This window comes from Caballeronia temeraria (assembly GCF_001544795.2).
GTDB classification, from domain to species: Bacteria; Pseudomonadota; Gammaproteobacteria; order Burkholderiales; family Burkholderiaceae; genus Caballeronia; species Caballeronia temeraria.
In genome coordinates, this window is the sequence record NZ_FCOI02000025.1 from 63,384 (window position 1) to 87,249 (window position 23,866).

The following is a 23,866-nucleotide window of genomic DNA, read 5'->3' on the forward strand; positions in this document are numbered from 1 at the left end:
AATATGACAAGAGCATTTCCCGGCATCTTCTCCGTCAGTGATTATCGTTGCGAGGCTCAGCGGCGGTTGCCAAGGATGGTGTTCGACTATCTCGAAGGCGGGGCTGACGACGAGTCCGGCCTGAAGCACAATCGTGCGGCCTTTGACCGATGGGAATTGCGTCCCCGGCGTCTCATCGATGTGAGCAAGCGGGTGCAGGCTACCGAGCTTCTCGGAAGACAAATTTCGTCGCCGCTTGTAATTGCGCCGACAGGTCTCAATAGTGCGTTCTGGCCCAATGGAGATCTTGCGCTTGCACGCGCCGCGAGCAAAGCTGGCATTCCGTTCGCGCTCTCTACCGCGTCGAATATGTCGATCGAAGAGGTATCAAGAGGCGCGGACGGAGACTTGTGGTTTCAGTTATACGTGGTACATCGGAATTTGGCCAAGAGCCTGGTCAACCGGGCGCGAGCGGCTGGCTATTCAACGTTGGTCCTGACCACGGACGTTGCGGTGAATGGATTCCGGCAGCGTGATCTGCGAAATGGGTTCGCCATGCCATTCAAGATCACTCCACGAGGCGCTCTCGATGGCATTTCACATCCCCGTTGGCTCTGGTCTTACCTCACAAACGGGTTGCCGCAGCTGAAAAACTTCGCGACCGATGACGCGTCCGATACTGCTTCCCAGGCTGCCGTGCTGCGGCGGGAAATGGACGCGAGCTTTGGCTGGGACGACCTTCGTCGCCTGCGCGATGACTGGCCCGGCAAGCTACTCGTCAAAGGTGTCGTGACGGCTGAGGATGCCGAGCGATGCGTAGAGATCGGCGCCGATGGTGTCATAGTCTCGAGTCATGGCGGACGACAGCTTGCGGATCTTCCCGCACCGATCGACGCATTGCCGAGCATTTCCGACGCGACGCCGACTGCCGATCTCATTCTGGACAGTGGTATTCGAAGAGGTGCCGATGTCGTAAAAGCGGTCGCATTGGGTGCGACGGCCGTGATGCTCGGGCGCGCGACCTTGTACGGGCTATCCGCGAAAGGAGAGGCCGGTGTCTCTGACGTCGTGGCAATGATCAAAGAGGAAATCGACCGGACGCTCGCCCTGACCGGGATCAGTTCGATAAGGGAAGTCAATCGGAGTTGTGTTGCTCGGCGGCCTATTTAGGGGAGCGGGCAGCCGGCACATCGACGCGATATTTCCGCACGTGATCGTGCCGCACCGTGCATCACGTCCGTACTTCGAGCAGGCGCATTCGCAAAGAAAACGTCACCGCTACCGGACAAAGCGAGGAGCGACGGAAGGCCATTCCGCCTGGCGCTGCAGCCGTCGAAGGTCCGTAGGATCGCAGTCGTTCAAGGAAGCTGCGTCTAAGCCGACCGACGATGCGCCCGTCGACACGGGGAGCGCACGGCCACGACACGCTGCGTACAAACGCCCCGCATCGCGTGCGCACCAACGTCGCGGGTTCCGCTAGCCGGTCGCATCACGCTCTTGCCAACGCCTCACCGTCCCACCCGCCCCAAATGCGGCGCAGTCGACGCGATCTGATCCAGCTCATCCCTCACGGCATCGATCACACACGCGTCGCGCACCAAAGGATCAGCAGCATGAATTGCCTCCAGCCGCCTTCGCACCGCTCCATACTGCGCCCCCGCCCGGCGATGTAACTCCGCCCGCTCGCCATACCGCAAAAACGTCTGTAACGAAGCAAGCACAGCCGCGCTCAAACTCGTCATCCCGATAACCACACGCACATCCGGCGACACCACCGTCGCGACGAGCGACAGAAACGCCGACGTGCCCGTCGCCGCCGTAATGCCGATGACGGCAAGCCCCAATCGTCGCCCGCAGCGCGTGAGTTTATCGGCCATCGTGTAATGACGAATCTGCGATTCACGCGCGCGCCTGATCCACGCCAGCACGAGCGCCGGCGTGTCGAGCGGCGGATCATACGCGGGCACACGAAGCAAAGTATTGGAATCGGTCATGTTCTAAGCACTCTACGAACAGACCTCATCTTCCCCGCGAATCAGGACATATCTTGTCCGGATGGCGCCTGAATCATCTTCCAGCCATTGCCGGCAGGATCGCGAAAACCCGCATCGACGCTCCCGTAGCGCTCCACCGGCTCCTGCGTGAACTCCACGCCGCGCGCCTTCAGCCGCTCGTACGTCGCGCGACAATCCGCGACCGACAGCACGAGCGGCGGCATCGCGCCTTTGGCGACCATCGCGCGAAGGGTTTGCGCGGTGGCATCGTCATGAATCGGCGCACCCGGCGCGAACAGGCCGAGCTGAAACAACGGCTGCTCCGGATGCTGCACGGTGAGCCATCGATACGTACCGTTGCGCACATCGGTGTGAACGCGAAAGCCGAGTTTTTCGACGTAAAACGCGAGCGCTTCGTCCTGATCGTCGACATAGATGCCCACCACATTGATGCCCTGGTTCATGTGACCTCCTCCGTTGAAGATGGCCGCACTGTACCTTTCGCGCCGCGCCGCCGCTTCTCCAAAACTGCGATCGTGAGATCGGGACGCTGCGCCGCCTTCAGCACGCACGCGGGCACGCGATCGAGCGAGGACACATCGGCGCGCGCCAGCACGCGCATCGCGCGCGGACTGTGGCCGGTGATATCGCGAAAAATACGGCCGAAGGAGCCAAGACTTTCCCATCCGGTGACGAAGGCGATATCCGTGATCGCGAGCTCGGTATCGCGCAACAGCGTGACGGCCTGCTCGATGCGCCGCGTCAACAGATAGCGATGCGGCGGAATGCCGAACGCCCGCTTGAACGAGCGCGCGAAATGGGCTTCGGAAACGCCGCTGACTTCGGCCAGACGTCTGACCGGCCAGTCCTCGTGCGACGACGCGTCCATGCGATCCTTCGCGCGCAGCAGACGCCGCAGCAAAGCCGGATCTTGCAAGGCATCGGCGGTCTCGGAATCGGAATCGCGAGTCGGCATGGCGTTCGGGCTATGGGATGAGCGGCTAGTGTAGCCCGTCGCGCGCGCGACCCGAGCGCAAAGAAAAACGTCGTGCGGACGACAATCCGCACGACGTAAAAGTCGCTCGATCCCTGGAGAAGAAAGAGCTAGAGGAGATGGAAACCATCTTAGCGCCCGATTCCGACACGCGATGTGCCGGAAAGCGACCGGTTTCCGTCTTTCTTCGCCGAATCGGCCTCGCGCTACAGCAACGGCAGCGTCAGCCGGATGTGCTCCGCGAACGCCGCCGTCAACAGCGACGGACGCTCGCGCGCGAATTTCACCGATATACCGACGCCCGGCAACACCGGCAGCCCGGCATCCGCGTTCAGCACGCAAAGATCCGCGGGCACCGCCGTCTGCGTGATGACGGCGAACGCCTGCCCCGAGCGCACCAGCGCCGTCAGTCCCGCGAGGCTGCTGCTCGCATACGCGAGGCGATACGCCCTGCCCGCGCGCCGCAGCGCCTCGCACGCGGCGATGTGATCGAGCGTGTCCGGATCGGAGAGCGCGAGCGGCAACGGATCGTAGTGCGCGGATTCCATCCCCGGACAGCCGATCCAGACCAGTTGCTCGCGCCGGATGATGTCGCCGCCAGCGCTGCCATCGGGCAGCGAAAGCATCGCGAGATCGAGCGCGCGCTTTTTCAACTGTTCGGCGAGCCGGGGCGTCGGCCCGCACACGACCTCCACCAGCGCGTGCGGATGCTGACTCGAAAACTGCCGCAGCAGGCTCGGCAGGAACACGGCCGCGTAATCGTCCGGGCAACCGAAGCGGATGCTGCCCGACAGCCCTTTGCCGCACAGATCGGCCATCGCTTCGTCGTGCAGGCGCAGGATGCGCTGCGCATGAACCAGCAGACGCTCGCCCGGATTCGTCAGCACGACGCCGCGCCCGGTGCGCTGGAACAGCGGCTGATCGACGATTTCCTCCAGCCGTTTCATCTGCTGACTCAGCGCGGACTGCGTCCGTCCGATGCGCTCCGCCGCACGGCTCAAGGCCCGCACTTCCGCGATGACCGCGAACGAGCGCAACAATTCGATCTCGAGTGACAGGCTCAAGGTATTAGCACCTCTTCTATCTCGCATTAGAACTATTCGATTCTATAAAACCAGAGCGTTGTCTACACTGCAAGTTCCTCCCACGATCCGCCAGGAGAAGCACGGTGTCCCGAAACAACGACGCAACTTTCTGGCAGAACGCCAGACAACACCTCATCCGCTACGGCGGCACGTTCGAGCCGATGATCATCGAGCGCGCCCAGGGCAGCTTCGTCTACGATGCCGACGGCCGCGCGATCCTCGATTTCACTTCGGGGCAAATGAGCGCCGTGCTCGGCCACAGCCACCCCGAGATCGTGTCGGTGATCAACGAATACGCGGGCAAGCTGGATCATCTGTTCAGCGGGATGCTGTCGCGTCCCGTCGTCGATCTCGCGACGCGTCTCGCCGACATCACGCCCGCCGGACTCGATCGCGCGCTGCTGCTCAGCACCGGCGCCGAATCGAACGAAGCGGCGATTCGCATGGCGAAGCTCGTCACAGGCAAATACGAAGTCGTCGGCTTCGCGCAGTCGTGGCACGGCATGACCGGCCATGCCGCGTCCGCGACCTACAGCGCCGGGCGCAAAGGCGTCGGTCCGGCGGCGGTCGGATCGTTCGCGATTCCCGCGCCGTTTGCGTATCGCGCGCGCTTCGAACGCAACGGGCAGTACGACTGGCTCGCCGAACTCGACTACGCGTTCGATCTCATCGATCGTCAGTCGAGCGGTAATCTGGCCGCATTCATCGCGGAACCGATCCTGAGCTCGGGCGGCATCATCGAACTGCCGGAAGGCTATATGGCCGCGCTGAAACGCAAGTGCGAAGAGCGCGGCATGCTGCTGATTCTCGATGAAGCGCAAACCGGCATCGGCCGCACGGGCACTATGTTCGCGTGCCAGCGCGACGGCGTCACACCCGACATCCTCACGCTATCGAAGACGCTCGGCGCGGGATTGCCGCTCGCGGCCGTCGTGACATCGGCGGAAATCGAAGAAAAGGCGCACGAGCTCGGCTATCTGTTCTACACGACGCACGTGTCCGATCCGCTGCCTGCGGCCGTCGGTCTGCGCGTGCTGGACGTGGTCGAACGCGAGGGTCTCGTCGCGCGCGCGAACGTGATGAGCGCGCGCCTCAGACGCGGCCTGCTCGATCTGATGGAGCGCCTCGACTGCATCGGCGATGTGCGTGGCCGCGGCTTGCTGCTCGGCGTGGAGATCGTCAAGGATCGCCGCACGAAAGAACCCGCCGATGGCCTCGGCGCGAAGATCACGCGCGAATGCATGAATCTGGGCCTGAGCATGAACATCGTGCAATTGCCGGGCATGGGCGGCGTGTTCCGCATCGCGCCGCCGCTGACCGTGAGCGAGGAAGAGATCGATCTCGGTCTCGATCTGCTCGGCAAGGCGATCGAGCGTTCGTTGTAGGGGTCAGCGCAGCTCGGCGCGCAGATCGCGCACGCCGCGCCCCAGCCGCTGACGCAAGAGCGTGCGCAAGGTCGCGCCGTCTTCGTAACCGACTTCGGCGGCGATCGCTTCGAGGTCGAGGCCGCTGCCGTGCAAAAGGGACTGCGCGCGTTCGACACGCAAGTCCTGAAAGTACGCCAGCGGCGATTTGCCGAGCACTTCGCGGCACCGGCGTTGCAGCGAGCGCGTGCTTGTCGCCAGCGCGCTCGCGGCATCCTGCAACGAAAAGCCTTCCTTCAGATGCTCGCGCGACCAGCGCTCGAAACGCTGGATCAGCGGATCGGCCTGCGCGAGATGATTCGGGATGATGTACGGCGCCTGCGACGTGCGGATATCGGCGAGCAAATAGCGCGACACGAGCGCGGCCAGTTCCGGGCTCGTCTTGCGCACGAGCCACAGCGCGAGATCGAGATGGCCCATCGCGGCGCCGGCCGTCACGCCGATATCGGTCGGCACGAGCATGCGCGATTCATCGAGCATCACATGCGGATAGCGCTGCCGGAAAAGCGGCGCGAGCGACCATGTCGACGTTGCCTGCCGATGATCGAGCAGCCCGGCTTCCGCCAGCAAAAACGTCCCGATGCACGATGCGGCCACCATCACGCCATCCAGGCGCCATTGCTGCAATTGCCCGATGGCGTCTTGCACGTCGGCGCGTTCGAGCGCGGGCAAAAGCAGATCGGGCGTCGTCGTGCCCAATGCGGGAACGATCACCCAGTCGGGCTTCAGATCGGACGTGATGGGTTGCACCGGTATCGCGAAGCCGTGACCGGAGCGCACGCGCCTGCGCACGCCGACCACCGATACGTCGAAGCGCGGCGATCCGCCCATCGCGCGCGCGGCAAGCCCGTTCGCGGCCTTGAGCGTATCGAGCGTCACGGCGAGGCCGGTATCGAAGAGACCATCGAGAGCGAGCACGGCGATGCGCATGGCGTGAATGACCCTAAAGTTGTCATTTACGACAGTACAGCTTTTTCGGTCCGACCGCTACATTGATCTCCGTTGCGCTTCGCAATGAACCCGATCAAGGAGGCTGATGCAGGTCGGTCCGCTCGCGCCGCTGGGTCTGCTGATTCAGGGCAAGTAAGCGCGCATCAGGGCGTTCCCGCCGCCGCGCGTTCGATGATGTCGATGTCGATCTTCTTCATCGACATCATCGCGTCCATCGCGCGTTTGGCGGCTTCGCGATCGGCGCCGTCGAGGATATCGAGCAGGCGTTTCGGCGTGATCTGCCACGAGAAGCCCCAGCGGTCCTTGCACCAGCCGCACGGTCCTTCCTCGCCGCCATTGCCGACGATCGCGTTCCAGTAGCGATCCGTTTCCTCCGCGCTGCCGGTGTGGATCATGAAGCTCACCGCTTCATTCGGTTTGAAGTTCGGCCCGCCGTTCAGGCCGAGAAAGCGCCGCCCGAGCACGGTGAATTCGACGGTCAGTTCAGGCCCGTTTCCGACGCCCGGCTTCGCGGATGCATGCCCGCCTCCGACATGACTGTCGGGAAACGTGGCGGCATAGAACTGCGCCGCTTCACGCGCGTCGCCATCGAACCACAGGCAGTTGACGAGCTCGGTCATCGCAGGCTCCTTTGAAGAAAGCACAGTGTCGCCGACGATATCACGCCGACGCCCGCGCACGTCCTCGCGCCGGCGGCACGACGTCGGCCAGCAATTCCTCGTGCAGCCCGCGCAACACCTCGACGAAAGCCGACGCGAGCCGTTCGCGCGGCCGATGCGGCGGAAACAGCAGATATGTCGGAAAGCGCGTGGCGGGAAGGAACGGGCGGATCGCGATATCCGGCCCTCTGAAGTCCCGCGCGACGATCGGATGCGCGAGCGTGACGCCCATGCCGTGCCGCACCATCTCGCAGCACATCGCGGTGTATTGCGCCTCGATCGCGAGCACGCGCTTCACGCCCGCGCGCTGGAACACCTCGTCCATCAGCGTGCGCGTGCCGTCGCCATGACAGAGCGAAATGAACGATTCGCCCTCCAGATCCTCGGGCCGGATCACGCGCTTCGCCGCGAGCCGATGCTTCGCCGGCATCACGCACACGGCGGACACGCTCGATAGCTGCTCCACTTCGCAGTTCGACGCCTCGCTGACATACACCGCGACGCCCAGATCGCAGAACTGCGACGCCGTCCAGTGATTCACCGTGCCCGACGTATTCACGTGCAGCGACACGGTGACTTCGGGAAACAACTCGACGAAGCGCTTGATCGCGTGCGGCACGAGCGTGATGCCCGCCGACGGCATCGCCGCGATGCGCAGACGGCCGCTGCCCAGATTGCGAATCTGCGCCGCCGCGTTCGCGAGACCCTGCAAGCCGACGAACGCGCGCTCGACTTCGCGAAAGAACGCGGTGCCTTCGCTCGTCGGAATTAGACGCACGCCGCTGCGCTGAAAGAGTTGCAGGCCCGTCTCGCGCTCCAGTTGCGAGATCAGACGGCTGACGTTGGGCTGCGACGTGAAGAGTTCCTTGGCGGCGGCGGTCATCGATCCGGACACCATCACTGCGCGAAATGCCTCGATGTGCTTCAGGTTCATAGCGTTTTTCCCCGGGGGTTTGCCCTATTCTCGATGTCCCGAATCCATATCATCCATGCATAGATAGGTATTTTATTCGTATTGGACGATATGTATTGACAGCGCGACACTGGCTCTCATTCTACGGGCCGGCAAGCCCGCTCCCCACCTCACGGAACTGGAGAACGTCGTCATGAGAAGCGCGTTGCATCGCCGTCTGTCCGTCCTGTCCCGCAGCGCTTTCGCGGGCGTTTTCATCACCGCCGCGCTCGCCGCCCACGCCGAAACCACGCTCTATGTCGCCAATGTCGGCGGCTCGAACGAGCAGCTCTATCGGCAGAAAATCATTCCGCCGTTCGAGAAGGCGCACAACGTCAAGATCGTCTACGTCGCGGGCAATTCCAGCGATACGCTCGCCAAGCTGCAAGCGCAAAAGGGACATCAGCAGATCAACGTCGCCGTGATGGACGACGGCCCCATGTATCAGGCGATGCAGATGAACCTGTGCGCGAAGCTCGACGACGCGCCCATCATGAACGACGTGTATCCGCTCGCGAAGCTCGGACCGACCGCGGTGGGCGTCGGCATGGTAGCGACGGGCATCGGCTATAACGAGGAAGCGTTCAAGAAGGCCGGCCTGCCGCCGCCCGATTCGTGGAAGGTACTCACGGATAAACGCATCAAGGGCAAGCTCGGCGTGCCGCCGATCACCAACACCTACGGCCTGCATACGCTCGTGATGCTCGCGCGGCTTTCGGGCGGCGGCGAGAAGAACATCGATCCCGGCTTCGCCGAGATGACGAAGCAGGTCGCGCCGAACGTGCTCTCGTGGGCGCCGACGCCCGGCGAGATGGACGGCCAGATGCAGTCCGGCGACGTGATCCTCGCGCCTTACGGCAGCGGCCGCGCGGTCGCGTTGCAGAACACGGGCTTTCCGCTCAAGTTCGTCTATCCGAAGGAAGGCGCGGTCGCGTTGCAGGTGGCGGCGTGCGCCATCGCGGAGAACGCGCAGCCGGCGCTCTCGCAGCAGTTCGTGCAGTACCTGCTGACGCCCGAAGTGCAGATGCTGCAGGCGCAGAACATCGGTCTCGGCCCGGTCAACAAGACGGTCAAGCTCGCGCCCGATGTGGCCGCGCGCGTGCCCTACGGTCCCGATCAGATCTCGAAGCTCACCGCGATGGACTGGGCCACGATCAACCAGCATCGCACCGAGTGGACCGAGCGCTGGAACCGATCGGTCGAGCGTTGATCCGGTCTGACGAGGAGCGAGGCGCATGGCTTTCCTGACTCTGCAAGGCATATCGAAACGCTACGGCGATTTCACGGCGATCGAACAGCTCGATCTCTCGGTCGAGCGCGGCGAGCTGCTCTCGCTGCTCGGCCCTTCCGGTTGCGGCAAGACCACGACGCTGCAGATGGTCGCGGGCTTCGTCACGCCGACGACCGGCCGCATCCTGCTCGATGGCCGCGACATCACGAACGAGCGCCCCGAGAAACGCGGCATCGGCGTGGTGTTTCAGAGCTACGCGCTCTTTCCGCACATGACGGTGGCGGGCAACGTCGGCTTCGGGCTGGAGATGCGCAAAGTCAGGCGCAAGGAACGCGAGGCGCGCGTGGAAGAAGCGCTCGCACTCGTGCGTCTCAAGGGCCTCGGGCATCGCTATCCGAAGGAACTGTCGGGCGGGCAGCGGCAGCGCGTGGCGATCGCGCGCGCCATCGCGATGCAGCCCGAACTGCTGCTGCTCGACGAACCGATGTCCAATCTCGACGCGAAGCTGCGCGAGGAAATGCACATCGAGTTGCGCGCGATCCAGAAGCGCCTCGGCATCACGACGATCCTCGTCACGCACGATCAGGTCGAAGCGATGACGATGAGCGACCGCATCGCGGTGATGCATCGCGGCGCGATCTCGCAACTGTCCACGCCGTACGACGCATACGAGCGTCCCGCGACGCCATTCGCATCGACGTTTCTCGGGCGCACCAACGCGTTCACAGGCGAAGTGCTGCGACGCAATCCGCGCTGCGCGATCGTCGATGTCGCGGGCACGCATCTGCACGTGCCGCACGAAGGCCGGCATGTGGACGGCGCGGTGAACGTCTATATCCGTCCGGAAAAAGTGCATCTGGCGAACGGCAACACGGGCGATGCCCGCGTGCGCGGCCGCATCGCGACACGCGTGTTCGTCGGCAATCAATGGCTGCTCGAAGTGGAAACCGGACTCGGCAAGCTGCGTGTCGCGCAACCGAATCACGGCGCGCCGCCGCCCGAAGAAGGCGACGAAGTGGGCCTCGCCTGGACCGACGACGACCTGCGCGTGCTGACGCAAGACCTTCGGGAGAACGTCAATGGCCACGCTTGACGACGCCCGTCCCGGCGCGGCGCCGTGGCTCTTGTCGGGGCCGGCGCTGCTGCTTTTCGTCGGCCTGTTGCTGGTGCCGCTCGTGCTCACGCTGATGCTGTCGTTCCGCGTGTTCAGCGACACGGCCGGCGTCACGTCCGCCTATACCTTTTCGAACTATTGGGAAGTCGTTAGCGATCCTTACTACGGCACGATCTTTCTGCGCACCGCCGGACTCGCGTTCGCGGTCACGCTGCTCTCGATCGTGCTCGGCGTGCCGGAAACCATCGTGCTCGCGCGTATGAAAAAGCCGTGGCAATCGTTGTGTCTTCTGATCGTGCTCGGGCCGCTGCTCATTTCGGTGGTCGTGCGCACGCTCGGCTGGCAGATCCTGCTCGGCAACAACGGCGTGCTCAACAACGTGCTGCAAGCGCTGCATATCACCGACGAACCCATCCGCCTCGTCTTCACGATGACCGGCGTGATCATCGCGCTGACGCACGTGCTCGTGCCCTTCATGGTGATGTCCGTCTGGGCGACGATGCAAAAGCTCGATCCGCAAGTGGAATGGGCCGGCCGCTCACTCGGCGGCTCGCCGTTCGCGGTGTTTCGCCGCGTGGTGCTGCCGCAGATCATGCCGGGCGTGCTGTCGGGATCGATCATCGTGTTCGCGTTGTCGGCCTCCGCTTTCGCGACGCCCGCGCTCATCGGCGGACGGCGTCTCAAAGTGGTCGCGACCGCCGCCTACGACGAATTCCTCGGCACGCTCAACTGGCCGCTCGGCGCGAGCATCGCGGTGTTGCTGCTGATCGCGAACGTCGCGATCGTGATGGGTTGCAGCCGTCTCGCCGAACGCCGTTTCCGCCATATCTTCGACTGAGTTCCGGAGAACGATCATGAACCGCAACGGTCCGCTGGGACTCGTCTACAACGCGTTCTTTCTCACGTTCATCCTTGCGCCGCTCGTCGTGGTGATGCTCGTCGCGTTCACCGACAAGGGCTTCATTTCGATGCCCTTCGATGGCGCGTCGCTGCGCTGGTTCCGCGCGATCATCGAGAACGGCGACATCGTGTCCGCGTTCTGGCTGTCGATCCGGCTCGCGTTCGCGGCGGCGACCATCGGCGTGCTGCTCGCGGTGCCCGCCGCGCTCGCCATCGCGCGCTATCGCTTTCCGGGCCGCGCCGCGCTCACGAGCTTCTTCCTCTCGCCGATGATGATTCCCGCCGTCGTGCTCGGCATCGCGTTCCTGCGCTTCCTGTCGCTCCTGCATCTGTCGGGCTCGTTCTGGTCGCTCGTCGCAGCGCACGTGATCATCGTGCTGCCGTATGCGTTGCGGCTCGCGTTGTCGTCGGCGGTCGGGCTCGATCGCGATGCCGAACGGGCCGCCCTTTCCTGTGGCGCGAGCCGCTTCACCGCGTTTCGCCGCGTCGTGCTGCCGATGATCCGCACGGGCGTCGCGGGCGGCTGGGTGCTGTCGTTCATCCAGAGCTTCGACGAGCTGACGATGACGATCTTCGTCGCGACGCCCGGCACCACGACGCTGCCCGTGGCCATGTACAACCAGATCGCGCAGACGATCGATCCGCTCGTCGCGTCGGTGTCGGCGGTGCTGATCGTCGGCACGGTATTGCTGATGATCCTGCTCGACCGCATGGTCGGACTGGATCGCATTCTGATCGGAGAAGCCCGATGACTTCTGCAAGTCCCGACGTACTGGTGCTCGGCGGCGGCCTGGTCGGTTCGGCCGTAGCTTACGGACTCGCCCGCGAAGGCGCGCGCGTGACCGTGCTCGACGAGGACGACGGCGGCTTTCGCGCCTCGCGCGGCAACTTCGGCCTCGTGTGGATTCAGGGCAAGGGCTACGGACTGTCGCCTTACGCGACGTGGTCGCGCAGCTCCGCGACGCGTTGGCCCGGTTTTGCCGAGGCGCTCCGCAGCGAAACGGGCATCGACGTCGCGTTGCGTCAGCCGGGCGGCTTCCAGTTCTGCTTCAGCGACGCCGAACTCGCCGAACGCAACAATCGCCTCTCGGCGCTCAAGGCCGAACTCGGCGACTACCCATTCGAAATGCTCGACGCAAAAGAAGTCCGCGCGCGCATTCCGCAGATCGGCCCGGCGGTGATCGGCGCGAGCTACACGCCGATGGACGGCCACGTGAATCCGCTCAAGCTGCTGCGCGGCCTGCATGTCGCGATGCAGGCGCGCGGCGTGCGGCTCGTATCGGCGGAGCGCGCGGAACGCATCGTGCCGGACGCGAACGGCTTCACCGTGCACGGCAAACGCGCGACGTATCGCGCGGGGCGCGTCGTGCTCGCCGCGGGCCTCGGCAATCGCGCGCTCGCGCCGTTCGTCGGACTGCATGCGCCGGTCGCGCCGAATCGCGGGCAAGTGCTGGTGAGCGAGCGCGTCGCGCCGTTTCTCGACTATCCGACGCTCAACGTGCGCCAGACCGACGAAGGCTCCGTGCAGTTCGGCGATTCGATGGAAGAAGTCGGCTTCAACGATTTCACGACGACGCACGTGCTCGCCGATATTGCCCGTCGCGGCGTGCGCGCCTTTCCGATGCTTCAGCACGTGCGCCTCGTGCGCATGTGGGCCGCGCTGCGCGTCTACAGCCCCGACGGCTTTCCGATCTACGACCAGTCCGAGGCGCATCCCGGCGCGTTCGTCGTCACGTGCCATAGCGGCGTGACGCTCGCGGCCGCGCATGCGCTGCGCGTCGCGCCGTGGATCATGGGCGCGCCGATGCCCGATGAACTGCCCACTTTCTCCGCGCGCCGTTTCGAGAACGCACGTGAACTGACTCCCGCACATTGAGTTCGACATGACAGTCCAAGCGAATCACACGCTCTTCAAGCCGCTCGACGGCAAAGAAAGCGGCAACATCGAAATCTGGTTCAACGACGAACCGCTCACCGTGCCCGCCGGACGCTCGGTGGCGGCGGCGCTGCTGGCATCGGGCGTCTCGCGCTTTCGTGCGACGCCTGTCAGCGGTGCGCCGCGCGCGCCTTACTGCATGATGGGCGCATGCTTCGAATGCCTCGTCGAGATCGACGGCGTGCCGAGCCGCCAGAGCTGCATGGTCGAAGTGAAAGCCGGCATGCGCGTGCGCTCGCAGGAAGGCGCGCGCGATCTGCCGCCGACCCATCCCGCCGATATCTCTTTGGAGAACGCGCATGGCCGCTGATTTCGCATCCGAAGCCGTCGATGTCGTCGTGATCGGCGCCGGTCCCGCCGGCATGAGCGCGGCGACGCGCGCCGCCCGCGCGGGCCTCAAAACCGTGCTGATCGACGAGCAGGACGCCGTCGGCGGGCAGATTTATCGCGCGATCGGCAAGGCGGACGCGCGCCGCAAGGAGATTCTCGGGCCGGATTATGCGGCGGGTTCCGCGATCGCGTCGGCGTTCGCCGCATCGGGTGCGCGCCACGTGACGAACGCGAGCGTCTGGCAAGTGACGCGAGAGCGCGGCGTCAACTTTCTGAAGGACGGCAGGATCGGCTCGTTCGATGCGCAGCGCGTGATTCTCGCGAGCGGCGCGCTGGAGCGGCCCTTCCCGATTCCTGGCTGGACGCTGCCGGGCGTGCTGACGGCGGGCGCCGCGCAAATCCTGTTGAAGAGCGCGGGCGAAGTGCCCGCCGCGCCGCCGATTCTCGCGGGCTGCGGGCCGCTGCTCTATCTGCTCGGCTGGCAATATGTGCGCGCGGGCGTGCCAATCCGTGCGCTCGTCGATACGACGCGTCACGAAGATCGCTGGCGCGCGAAGCGTCACTTGCTGTCGGCGCTGCGCGCGTGGCCGTTTCTATCGAAGGGACTGCAGTTGATCCGCACGTTGCGCGAAGCGGGCGTGCCGATCTTCGAAGCCGCCGACGATCTGCGCGTGGAAGCGCGCATCGGCACGGATCACGTCGAGCGTGCGGCCGCGTTGAGTTTCACGACGCAAGGCGCCGCGCATCGAATAGAAGCTGATGTGATCCTGCTGCATCAGGGCGTCGTGCCGAATACGCAGTTCACGCAGGCGTTGCGCGCGACGCATCGCTGGGACGACGCGCAATTGTGCTTCACGCCAGCGACCGATACATGGGGCGAACTGGATGTTCCCGGCATCTTCGTCGCGGGCGATGGCGCGGGCATCGGCGGCGCGCAGGCGGCCGCGTTGCAGGGCACGCTCGCGGGACTCGCGGCTGCGGCGCAACTCGGCGCGATCGATCAGACCAAGCGCGATGCCGAAGCCGCCCCGCTGCGCCGCGCGCTTGCCGACGTCATGCGCATCCGGCCGTTTCTCGACAGCCTGTATCGTCCGCGCGACGTCAATCGCATTCCGCGCAACGAAACCATCGTGTGCCGCTGCGAGGAAGTCACGGCGGGTGAATTGCGCCAGTTCGTCGAACTGGGTTGCGTCGGGCCGAATCAGGCGAAATCGTTCGGACGTTGCGGCATGGGACCGTGCCAGGGGCGCATGTGCGGTCTCACGGTGACGGAAGTCATCGCCGATGCGCGCCGCGTCTCACCTGCCGATGTCGGCTATTACCGCATTCGTCCGCCGATCAAACCGCTCACGCTCGGAGCACTCGCCGGTGAATGACGCAAGCGACATTCAGGAAGCGGACGTGCTCGTCGTCGGCGGCGGATTGCACGGCACGAGCAGCGCGTTTCATATGACGAAGCGCGGCGTGAAGGTGATCGTGCTCGAAGCGGATTACGTCGCGCGTCATTCTTCAGGCGTGAACGCGGGCGGCGTGCGCACGCTCGGGCGTCCCGTGCCCGAGATTCCGCTCGCGTTGATGTCGCGTGAAATATGGCACAGCATGACAGATTTGATCGGCGAGGATGGCGGGTTCGTGGCATCGGGCCAGTTGAAGATCGCCGAAACCGACGACGAGCTCGACGCCTGCCGTCAGCGTGTCGCGCTGCTCGAATCGCACGGCTTCACACACGAGAAAGTGATCGACCGGGAAACCGTGCTCGAACTCGAACCGGCGCTCGCGCGGCACGTGACGGGCGGCATCTGGGCCGAGCGCGACGGCTACGCATTGCCGTTCAAAACGACGACCGCGTTCCGCCTCGCCGCGCAGAAACTCGGCGCACGTTTTCTGGAAGGCACGCCGGTGCGCCGCATCGAACAGCGTGGCACGCGCTGGTTCGCGTACACGCCGCGCGGCACGTTCAGCGCGGAGAAGCTGCTCGTCACGGCGGGCGCGTGGTCGGGCGAACTCGCGAAGCAGGCGGGCGAAGCCGTGCCCGTGCATCCGGAAGGCCTGATGCTGATGGTCACACATCGCGTCGCGCCCTTCTGCCGCGCGACGCTCGGCGCAACCGGACGGCCGCTCTCGTTCAAGCAGTTCGATAACGGCACCGTGGTGATCGGCGGCAAGCTGATCGGCATCGCGGATCTCGCGAATCGTCATGGCGAAGTGGATTTCGTTCGTCTCGTGAAGAGCGCGCGCACGGTCACCGATCTCTTTCCGCATCTGAAGCATCTCGGCGTGAATCGCGCGTGGGCGGGCGTCGAAGCCTTCACGGAAGACGAATTGCCTGTGATCTCCGCGAGCCGCACGGCGTCGAATCTGTATTACTCGTTCGGCTATTGCGGCAGCGGCTTTCAGCTCGGGCCGGGCTGCGGCAAGCTGGTCTCCGAATTGATGCTCGATGGCGCGCCGTCCATTTCGCTCGACGCATTCGCGATCGATCGCTTCGGGCGCGATGCCGCTTCAGCGCAGGCCGACGCAACACAACTCATCACTCACTGAGTGCACTTTTCTTCGCCGCGCGCGTGCATGAGCGCTCGCGTTGGCTTCGTTCGTCTCGACTTTTTATCGGAGAAAGATTCATGAGCGATATCGTTCGCATCGACACCAATCAGCGCATGAGCCGCGTCGTCAAGGCAGCGGGCCTCGTGTTCATCGGCGGGCAGACATCCGCCGATCTCACGCCCGACGTGAAACTGCAAACCGCGAAAGTGCTCGAGAAAATCGACGGCTTTCTCGACAAAGCAGGCATCGACAAGACGCGTCTCGTTTCGGCGCAAGTGTGGCTCGCGGATATCGCGCGCGACTTTGCAGGCATGAACGAAGTGTGGGACGCATGGGTGCCCGAAGGCTGCGCGCCGACGCGCGCGACGGTGCAGGCGCAACTCGCATCGAATGAACTGCTCGTCGAAATCGCCGTGGTGGCGCTCGCCTGAAGCGAACACGTGTGAAAAAAGCGTCGTGCCGGCTAGCCTCGGCACGACGCTCTTGCTGCATGGCCGTCAACGTCGCATGAGACCCATCACGAGCGTCACGAGGAATATCACGAGGAATATGAAGAACAATATCTTCGCGATGCCCGCCGCGCCCGCCGCGATGCCGCCGAAACCGAGCGCCGCGGCGATGATCGCTATGATGAAAAAGACCAACGCGTAATACAGCATGATGTTATCTCCCTCTCTCGTTCAGGTACGCCGCGCGCCCCATGTGCGCGGAGTTCAATAGCGTAAGCAAGCAGTATTCCTTACCGGGTGGAGCATAGATTTTTCCCGTGATATCCTAGGCTTCGTCCTGCATACACCATCAAAACCCGCATCACGCCGCGAGCGCGGATCATCCGTTTTTTACATTGCCGTCAAGAACACTCGTCACCTGCCGTTAATCAGAATAAAGGCGATATGAAACTTGAAAGGCGTGTTGAACGCTCGTTCGCGCGCTGCTCCGCGTTAGCGAATGGTCATGCATTACGGGCACCATTGCAGCGGAGCACCCCTTCAAAATAGGGCCATGCTCGCATGGTTGACGATCTGCGGTTTAAGGTCGATCGCTTCGCCATCTTGAGCATCAAGATTTGCGCGCGGGCATCCCACCACCGAAGCACGATAGAGACGCGTCCGGATGCCATTCATCCGACGATAGATTCAGGGCGCCGCGCTGATGGCCCCATTGGGAAAGAATTGATGAAACCGGCAAGGAATTCGCTGCGGTCACGCGTTGGCCGATATATCGCATATGGTGTGATCGCGGCGGCCATCGTCGCGGGCGTGGGCGTCCTGCACTGGCGCAATGAGATGCAGGCCGCGCAATCGCAGCCCGCGACGCTGACGGGCGTCGCCAGTCAGATGCGCCACGACACGTCGCCGTGGACGCATCGTGAGAAGGATGCATCGGAAATGCTGACCGATATTCGCGAGAAGAACGTCGCGACGATCGGCGTCAGTCCGGACGCGATTCTCGTCTCCACGATGAAGGGCGAGAAGTACTATGTGGCCGACCACAAGAGCGCGTTTTCCAATGCGCTGCTGCTCGGCGACATGAAGCCCGGCGCGAGCGCGCCCTATCAGTTGGTGTGGCTGCCCGATGCCAACGTGCGCACGGGTCTCGCGCGCTGGAGCGAGATGTTCGACCGCTCGCGCGATGCGTTGAGTCTCCTGCTTCCGCTGCTCATGGTCGGCGGCCTTCTCTGGTTCATGCGACGTGAAATGCGCGGCGGCGCGCAACTGCTCGCGCAATCGCCGACGCTGCGTTTCGATGACGTCATCGGCGCGGGCGAAGCGAAAGCCGCGCTCAACGACGTGCGTGCATGGCTCACCGAGCCTGCACAATTTACCGGCATGGGCGTGCGTGCGCCGTGCGGCATTCTGATGACGGGCGGGCCGGGCGTCGGCAAGACGCGGCTCGCGCAGGCGCTGGCGGGCGAATGCGGCGCGAACTTCATCGCGATCACGGGCAGCTATTTCAGCGCGAAGTATTACGGCGTCGGCATTCAGAAAGTGAAGCATCTGTTCGAGCTCGCGCGCAAGAATGCGCCGACCGTGATCTTCATCGACGAAGCCGATGGCCTCGGCAAGCGCACCGATACCGGCGGCGGTCCGGTCGAAGCGGAAAGCAATCGCATCCTCAATCAGCTGCTCGCGGAGATGGACGGCTTCGCATCGAACGAAGGCGTGATCATCGTCGCGGCGACGAATCATCCGGACAATCTCGACGAAGCGTTGCGCCGTCCCGGCCGTTTCGATCGCACGGTGCAAGTGCGGCTGCCCGGCGTCGAAGATCGCGCGGAGATTCTGCGCTTCTACGCGGCCAATCTGAAGACGAAACACGACGATATCGACTTCGATCAACTCGCGCGTCTCACGACGGGCCTGTCGCCGGCCACGCTCTCGATGATCGTCAATCAGGCGGGACTCGTCGCGCGCAAGGCGGGCAAACGCGAAGTGTCGGCCGCGCACTTCCTCGAAGCGATCAAGATCGCGCGCATCGGCGATGTCAACGGCGCGGAGCGTGCGCTGTCGGATGACGAACGCACACGCATCGCGGTGCATGAAGCGGGTCACGGGCTCGTTGCGGCGCTGCTCGGCACGGGCGTACTCGAAGAAGTGACGATCCTGCCGCGCGGCGGCGCGCTGGGTGTCGCGCTCATCACGAAGATGCAGGACAAGCATCTGTATCGCGAAAGCGAACTGCGCAACGAGATTCAGGTGCTCCTCGGCGGACGCAATGCGGAACTGCTGATGTTCGACGAAGCATCGAGCGGTGCGGCTTCGGACCTTCAGGAAGCATCGCGCATCAGCCTGGACATGGTGTCGAAGTTCGGCTTCAACGAAGAAGGCAATCTCTTCAGCCTCGCGGCATTGCCGCAGCAGTATGCGGGCTTGCAACTGAAGAATTCGATCGGCCATGCAAACGCGTTGCTGCATGACCTGAGCGATGAATGCTTTGCGCTTCTGCGTGCGAACGCGCCGGTGCTGCGCGCGATTGCCGATAAGTTGCTCGAATCGGAGACCGTGCCGGGCGAGACGGTTTATCGTCTGATCCGCGAGCACGCGGCTGCTGTCGCGAGCACGGAAGCGGTAACGAAGGAAGTGATGGCCGCGTGAGCGGCGCTTACTTCGCCGTTGGGTTGCCGCCGAGATATCGCAGGGATCGGGTGCCGAGCGCGAGCCTCGAATACTTTATCGAGTGCATTCGACGCACGGCCTAGGTTCGCACGGCCTGCCGCAAATCGAACGGCGTCTCGCGCAAGCGCTTGCCCGTCAGCGTGAACACCGCATTGGCGATAGCGGGCGCAACAGAAGGACTCGACAACTCGCCGACACCGCCCGGCTTCGCGGGATCGCCCTGCACGATCTGTATGTCGATGTCGGGCATGTCGGCCATGCGCATCACGCGATACGAATCGAAATTGGTCTGCTGAACCTGACCATGCCTTATGTCGATGCGATCGGCGAGCGCGTGTCCGAGTCCCCAAATCAATCCGCCGTACAACTGCTCTTCGACGCCGGCCGGCGACACCGCGAGCCCGCAATCGGCGACGCACGTGAGCTTCTCGATCACGATGCCATCGTCACGGCGCGTCACACGCGCGATCACCGCGACATAGCTGCTGTATGCGCGATTCGTCGCAACGCCGAGCGCGGTGCCACGAGGCAACGGCTTGCCCCAGCCTGCTCGCGCCGCGGCTTCGCGCAACACGGCGATATGCCGTGCATCCTTCATATGCGCGATGCGGAAGTCGAGCGGATCGCGATGCCCCGCATGAGCGGCTTCATCCATGAAGGACTCGACCGCAAACACGTTCGGGATATAACTCACCGCGCGATACCAGCCGGTCGGAATGCCGGTTTCATGACGCACCCAGCCGAGATCGACATTCGGCGCGCCATAAGCGAACTCATACTTGCTGATCGCCTCCGTGGTGCTGTAGTCCATGCGATCGGGGCGATCGAAATAGCCCGGCTCCCATTGCTCGGGCGATGCCGGCATCACCGCGCGCAATTGCAGCGCGGATAGATTGCCGTGTGCATCGAGCACCGCACGTCCACGATGATGACTCGCCGAGTGATAGAAGAGCGCGCGCATTTCGTCCTCGCGGCTATTCATCAGCTTGATGGGCTTGCCGGTCTGCAACGCGAGCCACGTCACTTCGAAGAGCCAGTACTTCGATTCACGCGCACCGAAGCTGCCGCCCGACACGAGCTCATGCAGCACGACACGATCCGCCGCGATGCCGCCGATGACTTGCGCCGCCTCCTGCGCCGTCGATGGCACCTGCAAGCCGCCCCAATACGCAATGCCGCCGTCTTTCGCCCACGCTGTCACGTTGATGGGTTCGAGCGGATTCGCGGCCTTGTACGGCATCGAATACGACGCCTGAATCACGCGCGGAGCACGCTTCAAGACGGATGCAGCATCGCCGTTCGTGACCGTCGGCACGACGCGCGCGGCGGAATCGTCGAGCCATGCGGCCTGGCGCGCGGCAACATCGCGGCTATCGAAGTTCTCGAAGAGACTGTCTTCCCATTCGACACGCAAAGCCGCCTGCCCTTTGTGCGCCGACCAGTAATCATCGGCGAGCACGGCGACGCCCGCCTGATTGCCGCCGAGCACATCGGGACGTCCGGGTATCTGCAGCACTTGCCGCACACCGGGAATCGCGAGCGCCGCCTTGGCATCGACGCTGCGCACGCGCGCATCGATCACGGGCGCGCGCGTAATGACCGCGACGAGCATGCCCGGCAAGTGCACGTCGATGCTGTATTCGAACGCGCCGCATACCTTCTGCGCGGCGTCGCGCTTCTTGCGCAGCTTGCCGATGTACTTGAACTGCGATGCGTCCTTCAACGGCACATCTTTCGGCGCAGGCAAGCTCGCCGCGCCAATGGCGAGCGATCCATAACTCGCACGCGCGCCGCTCACCTTGTCGATGACGAAGCCGTTGTCCGTCGAACATGCAGACGGCGACACCTTCCACTGCTTCGCCGCAGCCGAGATCAGCATCGCGCGCGCGGTCGCGCCCGCATGCCGCAATCGATCGTATTCGAGTGACACGCTCGTGCTTCCGCCCGTGGAAAACACCTTCCACAAGGGATGAATGTAATCGGCATAGAACGGATTCTCGGGCGTGATGACCTCGATGCGAAACGGATCGACATCCAGTTCTTCCGCAACCACCGCCGCGAGCGCAGTGCGCGTGCCGGTGCCCGAATCGTGTTTGTGGACGACGAGCTTGATCGAATCGTCGGGCAGCACGCGCACCCATGCGTTCGGCTCGAATTCGCCGTCGCGCGGATGCGGATCGCCGTTCTTCGCATACGCCTCGGGCAACTTGAATCCGATGGCCAGTCCCGCTGCGAGCAACGCGGAACTCTGCTTCATGAAGCGGCGGCGCGCGGCGCCATGCGCGCTCGTCGGGATGTGATCGTCGATACGCATTCAGGCCTCCGCCGCCGCACGCTTGATGGCCTTCCGAATGCGCGCATACGTCCCGCAGCGGCAGATATTGCCGGACATCGCCGCCGTGATGGTGTCGTCGCTGATGGCCGGTTTGCTCTTCAGAAACGCCGCTGCCTGCATCAACTGTCCCGGCTGACAATAGCCGCATTGCGGCACGTCTTCCGCGACCCATGCGCGCTGCAATGGGTGCGTGCCGTCTTTGGAAAGCCCTTCGATCGTCGTGATGTGTCTGCCCGCGACCGCCGCAATCGGCAAGAGGCACGAGCGCACCGCTTCGCCGTCCAGATGCACCGTGCATGCGCCGCAAAAGCCGCCGCCACAGCCGAATTTCGTGCCCGTCAAGCCGATGCGATCGCGCAGCACCCACAACAGCGGCATGTCTTCCGGTACATTGTCGAGCGAGTGCCGCGCGTCATTGACGATGATTTCGATCATGCGCTGTCTCCTGAATGTCGTTCGTGCTTGCGGTCATTATCGGAATCCGCGATACAGGAACGCCAGCGACGATTTCTTTGATCATCCGTAAGCCCGGCTAACACCCATGTTGAAGCGCTACCCTTCGATCCAGTCGATGCAGGCTTTTCTCCAGGCCGCGCGCGCCGGCAGCTTCTCCAGCGCGGCACGCCAGCTCTCGCTCACGCACAGCGCGATCAGCCAGCAGATCCGCACGCTCGAAGAGTTCGTCGGCCAGCCGCTGTTCGTGCGCGAAGGCGCGCGCGTCGTGCTGACCGATGCCGGCGCGCTCTTCGCGAATCAGCTCGGCGATGGCTTCGAGCAGATCGATCGTGCGTTGTCGTCGGTGAAGGAGCGCGCGGTAAAGCAGTCGATCACGCTCGACGTCGATCCCGAGCTTGCACAAAGCTGGCTCGTCGCGCGTCTGCCCGCGTTACTCGGCGCGTTGACGGGCACGTCACTCACCATGCTTTCCGCACCGCGTCATGATCGCAGCGCGTTCGAACGCGTCGATCTCGCACTGCGTTACGGCTATGGCGAATGGGATGGCTTCGAGAACGCGCTCATCTGCGGAGACCGGCTGACGGTCATGGGCTCGCCCGCGCTACTGAATGCGCAGGGACTGCGCGTGCCGCTCGCGCCTGAGCAAGTGCTCGCGCTGCCCTTGCTCGGCTACACGAAGCGCTCGTGGATTCCGTGGCTCGCCGCCGCCGGTTTGCCGGAAGTGGAACCGCATGCGGTCGCTGTATTCGACAACGCTGCGGGACTCATCGCGGCCGCGAGCGCGGGCATGGGCGTTGGACTCGCGCGCGGCCTGCTCGCCGCCGATGCGCAACGCGACGGCAAGCTGATCGAACTCACGCGCGTCGAGATTCCGACGCACTACAACCTCTATGCGGTGTGGCCGCGCGAGAAGTCGGCTCGCGTCGCGCCGCTCGTCGATGCCATCCGCGAACTCGTCGCGCAAACGGTCAACGCGCGCGATCCGGACTGACTTCGCGCACCGTGTCGAGAAAACGCGCAAGCACGGGCGACGGCGTTTCCGCGCGATAACGCGCATGCAGCGACACTTCGGGAGCGGGCGCGGCAAGCGGCACGAACGCGACGCCGCCACCCGACAACTGTTCCGCTGATGCCGGCAGCAACGCGACGCCGAGCCCTTCGCGCACGAGACATAGCAACGTATGAAGTTCGACGACTTCCTGTTCGATGCGCGGCGTGAATCCGGCATCGACGCAACAGTCGCGCAGAAACCGCGCAAGCTGCGATTGCAGCAGGCCGAAAGACAGGAATCGCTCGGTTTCGAGCTCGCGCAACGCGATATTCCCGCGCGATGCGAACGGATGCGCTAACGGCAGCGCGACCACCGCGGGTTCGCGCAACACGACTTCGCTGACGATCTCCGGATCTTCATGCGACACGCGAAAGAAGCACACATCGAGCCGGCGCTCTTTCAACGCCTGAATCTGCGCGGCGGGCGTCATTTCATGCAGCGTCCATCTGACTTGCGGATGCTTGCGCGCGAACACGCCGAGCGCGCGCGGAATGGGCTCGACCATCGCCGAACTGATGACGCCGATCTCCAGGCTTCCCACTTCGCCGCGCCCCGCGCAACGCGTGAGATCGATCGCGCGCTCGAACTGCGCGAAGATCAGCGGCGCCTGTTCCTTCAGTGTTTTCCCTGCCTCGGTGAGTTCGACCCGATGTTGCGAGCGCAGGAAAAGCGCCGTGCCCATTTCCTCTTCGAGGATGCGGATCTGCTGACTCAAAGGCGGCTGCGAAATGTGCAGCCGCGCGGCGGCGCGGCCGAAATGCAGTTCATCGGCGAGCACCGCGAAGTACCGCAAAAGCCGCATGTCCATATCGCTA

24 protein-coding genes are annotated in these 23,866 nt (G+C 64.0%); 13 read left to right on the top strand and 11 right to left on the bottom strand.

Annotation, left to right across the window (positions count from 1 at the left end):
• The first annotated feature begins 3 nt into the window (after positions 1-3).
• The gene (locus tag AWB76_RS28130; RefSeq protein ID WP_074171428.1) at positions 4-1,149 is read left to right on the top strand and encodes an alpha-hydroxy-acid oxidizing protein; all 1,146 of its coding nucleotides are present in this window, start codon (positions 4-6) and stop codon (positions 1,147-1,149) included.
• A 338-nt stretch (positions 1,150-1,487) separates the two neighbouring features.
• Here the strand turns inward: AWB76_RS28130 and AWB76_RS28135 are convergent, their stop codons facing one another.
• The 4 genes from AWB76_RS28135 to AWB76_RS28150 all read right to left on the bottom strand — a co-directional run bounded on the left by AWB76_RS28135 (position 1,488) and on the right by AWB76_RS28150 (position 4,058).
• A complete protein-coding gene (locus tag AWB76_RS28135; RefSeq protein WP_061163409.1) occupies positions 1,488-1,973 on the bottom strand; it encodes an SLATT domain-containing protein in 486 nt (161 codons plus the stop codon).
• A 41-nt stretch (positions 1,974-2,014) separates the two neighbouring features.
• Complete coding sequence (locus AWB76_RS28140) at positions 2,015-2,437, bottom strand: VOC family protein (protein WP_061163410.1); 423 nt, start codon at positions 2,435-2,437, stop codon at positions 2,015-2,017.
• A complete protein-coding gene (locus tag AWB76_RS28145; RefSeq protein WP_061163411.1) occupies positions 2,434-2,949 on the bottom strand; it encodes a helix-turn-helix domain-containing protein in 516 nt (171 codons plus the stop codon). The genes AWB76_RS28140 and AWB76_RS28145 overlap by 4 nt, the downstream gene beginning before the upstream one ends.
• 224 nt (positions 2,950-3,173) lie before the next feature.
• Positions 3,174-4,058, bottom strand: a complete 885-nt coding sequence (locus AWB76_RS28150) for a LysR family transcriptional regulator (RefSeq protein WP_061163412.1) — start codon at positions 4,056-4,058, stop codon at positions 3,174-3,176.
• Between the two features lie 77 nt (positions 4,059-4,135).
• Between AWB76_RS28150 and AWB76_RS28155 the strand changes: the two genes are divergently transcribed.
• Positions 4,136-5,437, top strand: coding sequence for an aspartate aminotransferase family protein (locus AWB76_RS28155; RefSeq protein WP_061163413.1), 1,302 nt, complete (start codon positions 4,136-4,138; stop codon positions 5,435-5,437).
• A gap of 3 nt (positions 5,438-5,440) precedes the next feature.
• On the opposite strand, the gene AWB76_RS28160 is transcribed toward AWB76_RS28155, so the two are convergent.
• The 3 genes from AWB76_RS28160 to AWB76_RS28170 form a co-directional block, all read right to left on the bottom strand.
• Complete coding sequence (locus AWB76_RS28160; protein ID WP_061163414.1) at positions 5,441-6,406, bottom strand: GlxA family transcriptional regulator; 966 nt, start codon at positions 6,404-6,406, stop codon at positions 5,441-5,443.
• Between the two features lie 164 nt (positions 6,407-6,570).
• Positions 6,571-7,047, bottom strand: coding sequence for a VOC family protein (locus AWB76_RS28165; RefSeq protein ID WP_061163415.1), 477 nt, complete (start codon positions 7,045-7,047; stop codon positions 6,571-6,573).
• Between the two features lie 40 nt (positions 7,048-7,087).
• On the bottom strand, positions 7,088-8,020 hold the full coding sequence (locus AWB76_RS28170) for a LysR substrate-binding domain-containing protein (protein ID WP_061163416.1): 933 nt from the start codon (positions 8,018-8,020) through the stop codon (positions 7,088-7,090).
• 172 nt (positions 8,021-8,192) lie between these two features.
• Between AWB76_RS28170 and AWB76_RS28175 the strand changes: the two genes are divergently transcribed.
• The 9 genes from AWB76_RS28175 to AWB76_RS28215 all read left to right on the top strand — a co-directional run bounded on the left by AWB76_RS28175 (position 8,193) and on the right by AWB76_RS28215 (position 16,524).
• On the top strand, positions 8,193-9,248 hold the full coding sequence (locus AWB76_RS28175) for an ABC transporter substrate-binding protein (protein WP_061163417.1): 1,056 nt from the start codon (positions 8,193-8,195) through the stop codon (positions 9,246-9,248).
• Between the two features lie 25 nt (positions 9,249-9,273).
• Positions 9,274-10,362 carry an ABC transporter ATP-binding protein gene (locus AWB76_RS28180; protein WP_061163418.1) on the top strand — a complete coding sequence of 363 codons (1,089 nt, stop codon included), beginning with the start codon at positions 9,274-9,276 and terminating at the stop codon, positions 10,360-10,362.
• Positions 10,349-11,221, top strand: a complete 873-nt coding sequence (locus AWB76_RS28185; RefSeq protein WP_061163419.1) for an ABC transporter permease — start codon at positions 10,349-10,351, stop codon at positions 11,219-11,221. Before AWB76_RS28180 ends, AWB76_RS28185 begins: the two co-directional genes overlap by 14 nt.
• A gap of 16 nt (positions 11,222-11,237) precedes the next feature.
• Complete coding sequence (locus tag AWB76_RS28190) at positions 11,238-12,035, top strand: ABC transporter permease (RefSeq protein ID WP_061163420.1); 798 nt, start codon at positions 11,238-11,240, stop codon at positions 12,033-12,035.
• Positions 12,032-13,159 (top strand): NAD(P)/FAD-dependent oxidoreductase, encoded by a 1,128-nt coding sequence (locus AWB76_RS28195; protein ID WP_061163421.1) that lies wholly within the window; start codon positions 12,032-12,034, stop codon positions 13,157-13,159. Before AWB76_RS28190 ends, AWB76_RS28195 begins: the two co-directional genes overlap by 4 nt.
• Positions 13,160-13,166: 7 nt before the next feature.
• Positions 13,167-13,529 carry a (2Fe-2S)-binding protein gene (locus AWB76_RS28200; protein WP_061163422.1) on the top strand — a complete coding sequence of 121 codons (363 nt, stop codon included), beginning with the start codon at positions 13,167-13,169 and terminating at the stop codon, positions 13,527-13,529.
• Positions 13,519-14,925: an FAD/NAD(P)-dependent oxidoreductase gene (locus AWB76_RS28205; RefSeq protein ID WP_061163423.1), complete on the top strand. Its 1,407-nt coding sequence runs from the start codon at positions 13,519-13,521 to the stop codon at positions 14,923-14,925. The genes AWB76_RS28200 and AWB76_RS28205 overlap by 11 nt, the downstream gene beginning before the upstream one ends.
• Complete coding sequence (locus tag AWB76_RS28210) at positions 14,918-16,090, top strand: NAD(P)/FAD-dependent oxidoreductase (protein ID WP_061163424.1); 1,173 nt, start codon at positions 14,918-14,920, stop codon at positions 16,088-16,090. The genes AWB76_RS28205 and AWB76_RS28210 overlap by 8 nt, the downstream gene beginning before the upstream one ends.
• A gap of 80 nt (positions 16,091-16,170) precedes the next feature.
• Entirely contained in the window at positions 16,171-16,524 is a 354-nt protein-coding gene (locus AWB76_RS28215; RefSeq protein WP_061163425.1) for a RidA family protein, read from the top strand.
• Positions 16,525-16,590: 66 nt separating this feature from the next.
• On the opposite strand, the gene AWB76_RS38785 is transcribed toward AWB76_RS28215, so the two are convergent.
• Positions 16,591-16,752 (bottom strand): DUF1328 family protein, encoded by a 162-nt coding sequence (locus tag AWB76_RS38785; protein ID WP_008346326.1) that lies wholly within the window; start codon positions 16,750-16,752, stop codon positions 16,591-16,593.
• A 516-nt stretch (positions 16,753-17,268) separates the two neighbouring features.
• Between AWB76_RS38785 and AWB76_RS28220 the strand changes: the two genes are divergently transcribed.
• Entirely contained in the window at positions 17,269-19,188 is a 1,920-nt protein-coding gene (locus AWB76_RS28220) for an AAA family ATPase (RefSeq protein WP_061163426.1), read from the top strand.
• Positions 19,189-19,288: 100 nt separating this feature from the next.
• Here AWB76_RS28220 and AWB76_RS28225 read toward each other — a convergent pair whose 3' ends face one another.
• Both AWB76_RS28225 and AWB76_RS28230 read right to left on the bottom strand, forming a co-directional pair.
• Complete coding sequence (locus tag AWB76_RS28225) at positions 19,289-21,523, bottom strand: xanthine dehydrogenase family protein molybdopterin-binding subunit (RefSeq protein ID WP_061163427.1); 2,235 nt, start codon at positions 21,521-21,523, stop codon at positions 19,289-19,291.
• Positions 21,524-21,979: a (2Fe-2S)-binding protein gene (locus tag AWB76_RS28230; RefSeq protein WP_061163428.1), complete on the bottom strand. Its 456-nt coding sequence runs from the start codon at positions 21,977-21,979 to the stop codon at positions 21,524-21,526. It lies immediately after the preceding gene.
• 106 nt (positions 21,980-22,085) lie between these two features.
• On the opposite strand from AWB76_RS28230, the gene AWB76_RS28235 reads away from it, so the two are divergent.
• Positions 22,086-22,991: a LysR substrate-binding domain-containing protein gene (locus tag AWB76_RS28235; RefSeq protein ID WP_061163429.1), complete on the top strand. Its 906-nt coding sequence runs from the start codon at positions 22,086-22,088 to the stop codon at positions 22,989-22,991.
• Here the strand turns inward: AWB76_RS28235 and AWB76_RS28240 are convergent.
• Positions 22,969-23,859, bottom strand: a complete 891-nt coding sequence (locus tag AWB76_RS28240) for a LysR substrate-binding domain-containing protein (RefSeq protein ID WP_061163430.1) — start codon at positions 23,857-23,859, stop codon at positions 22,969-22,971. The two genes, AWB76_RS28235 and AWB76_RS28240, sit on opposite strands and share 23 nt — an antisense overlap.
• Positions 23,860-23,866 lie beyond the last annotated feature (7 nt).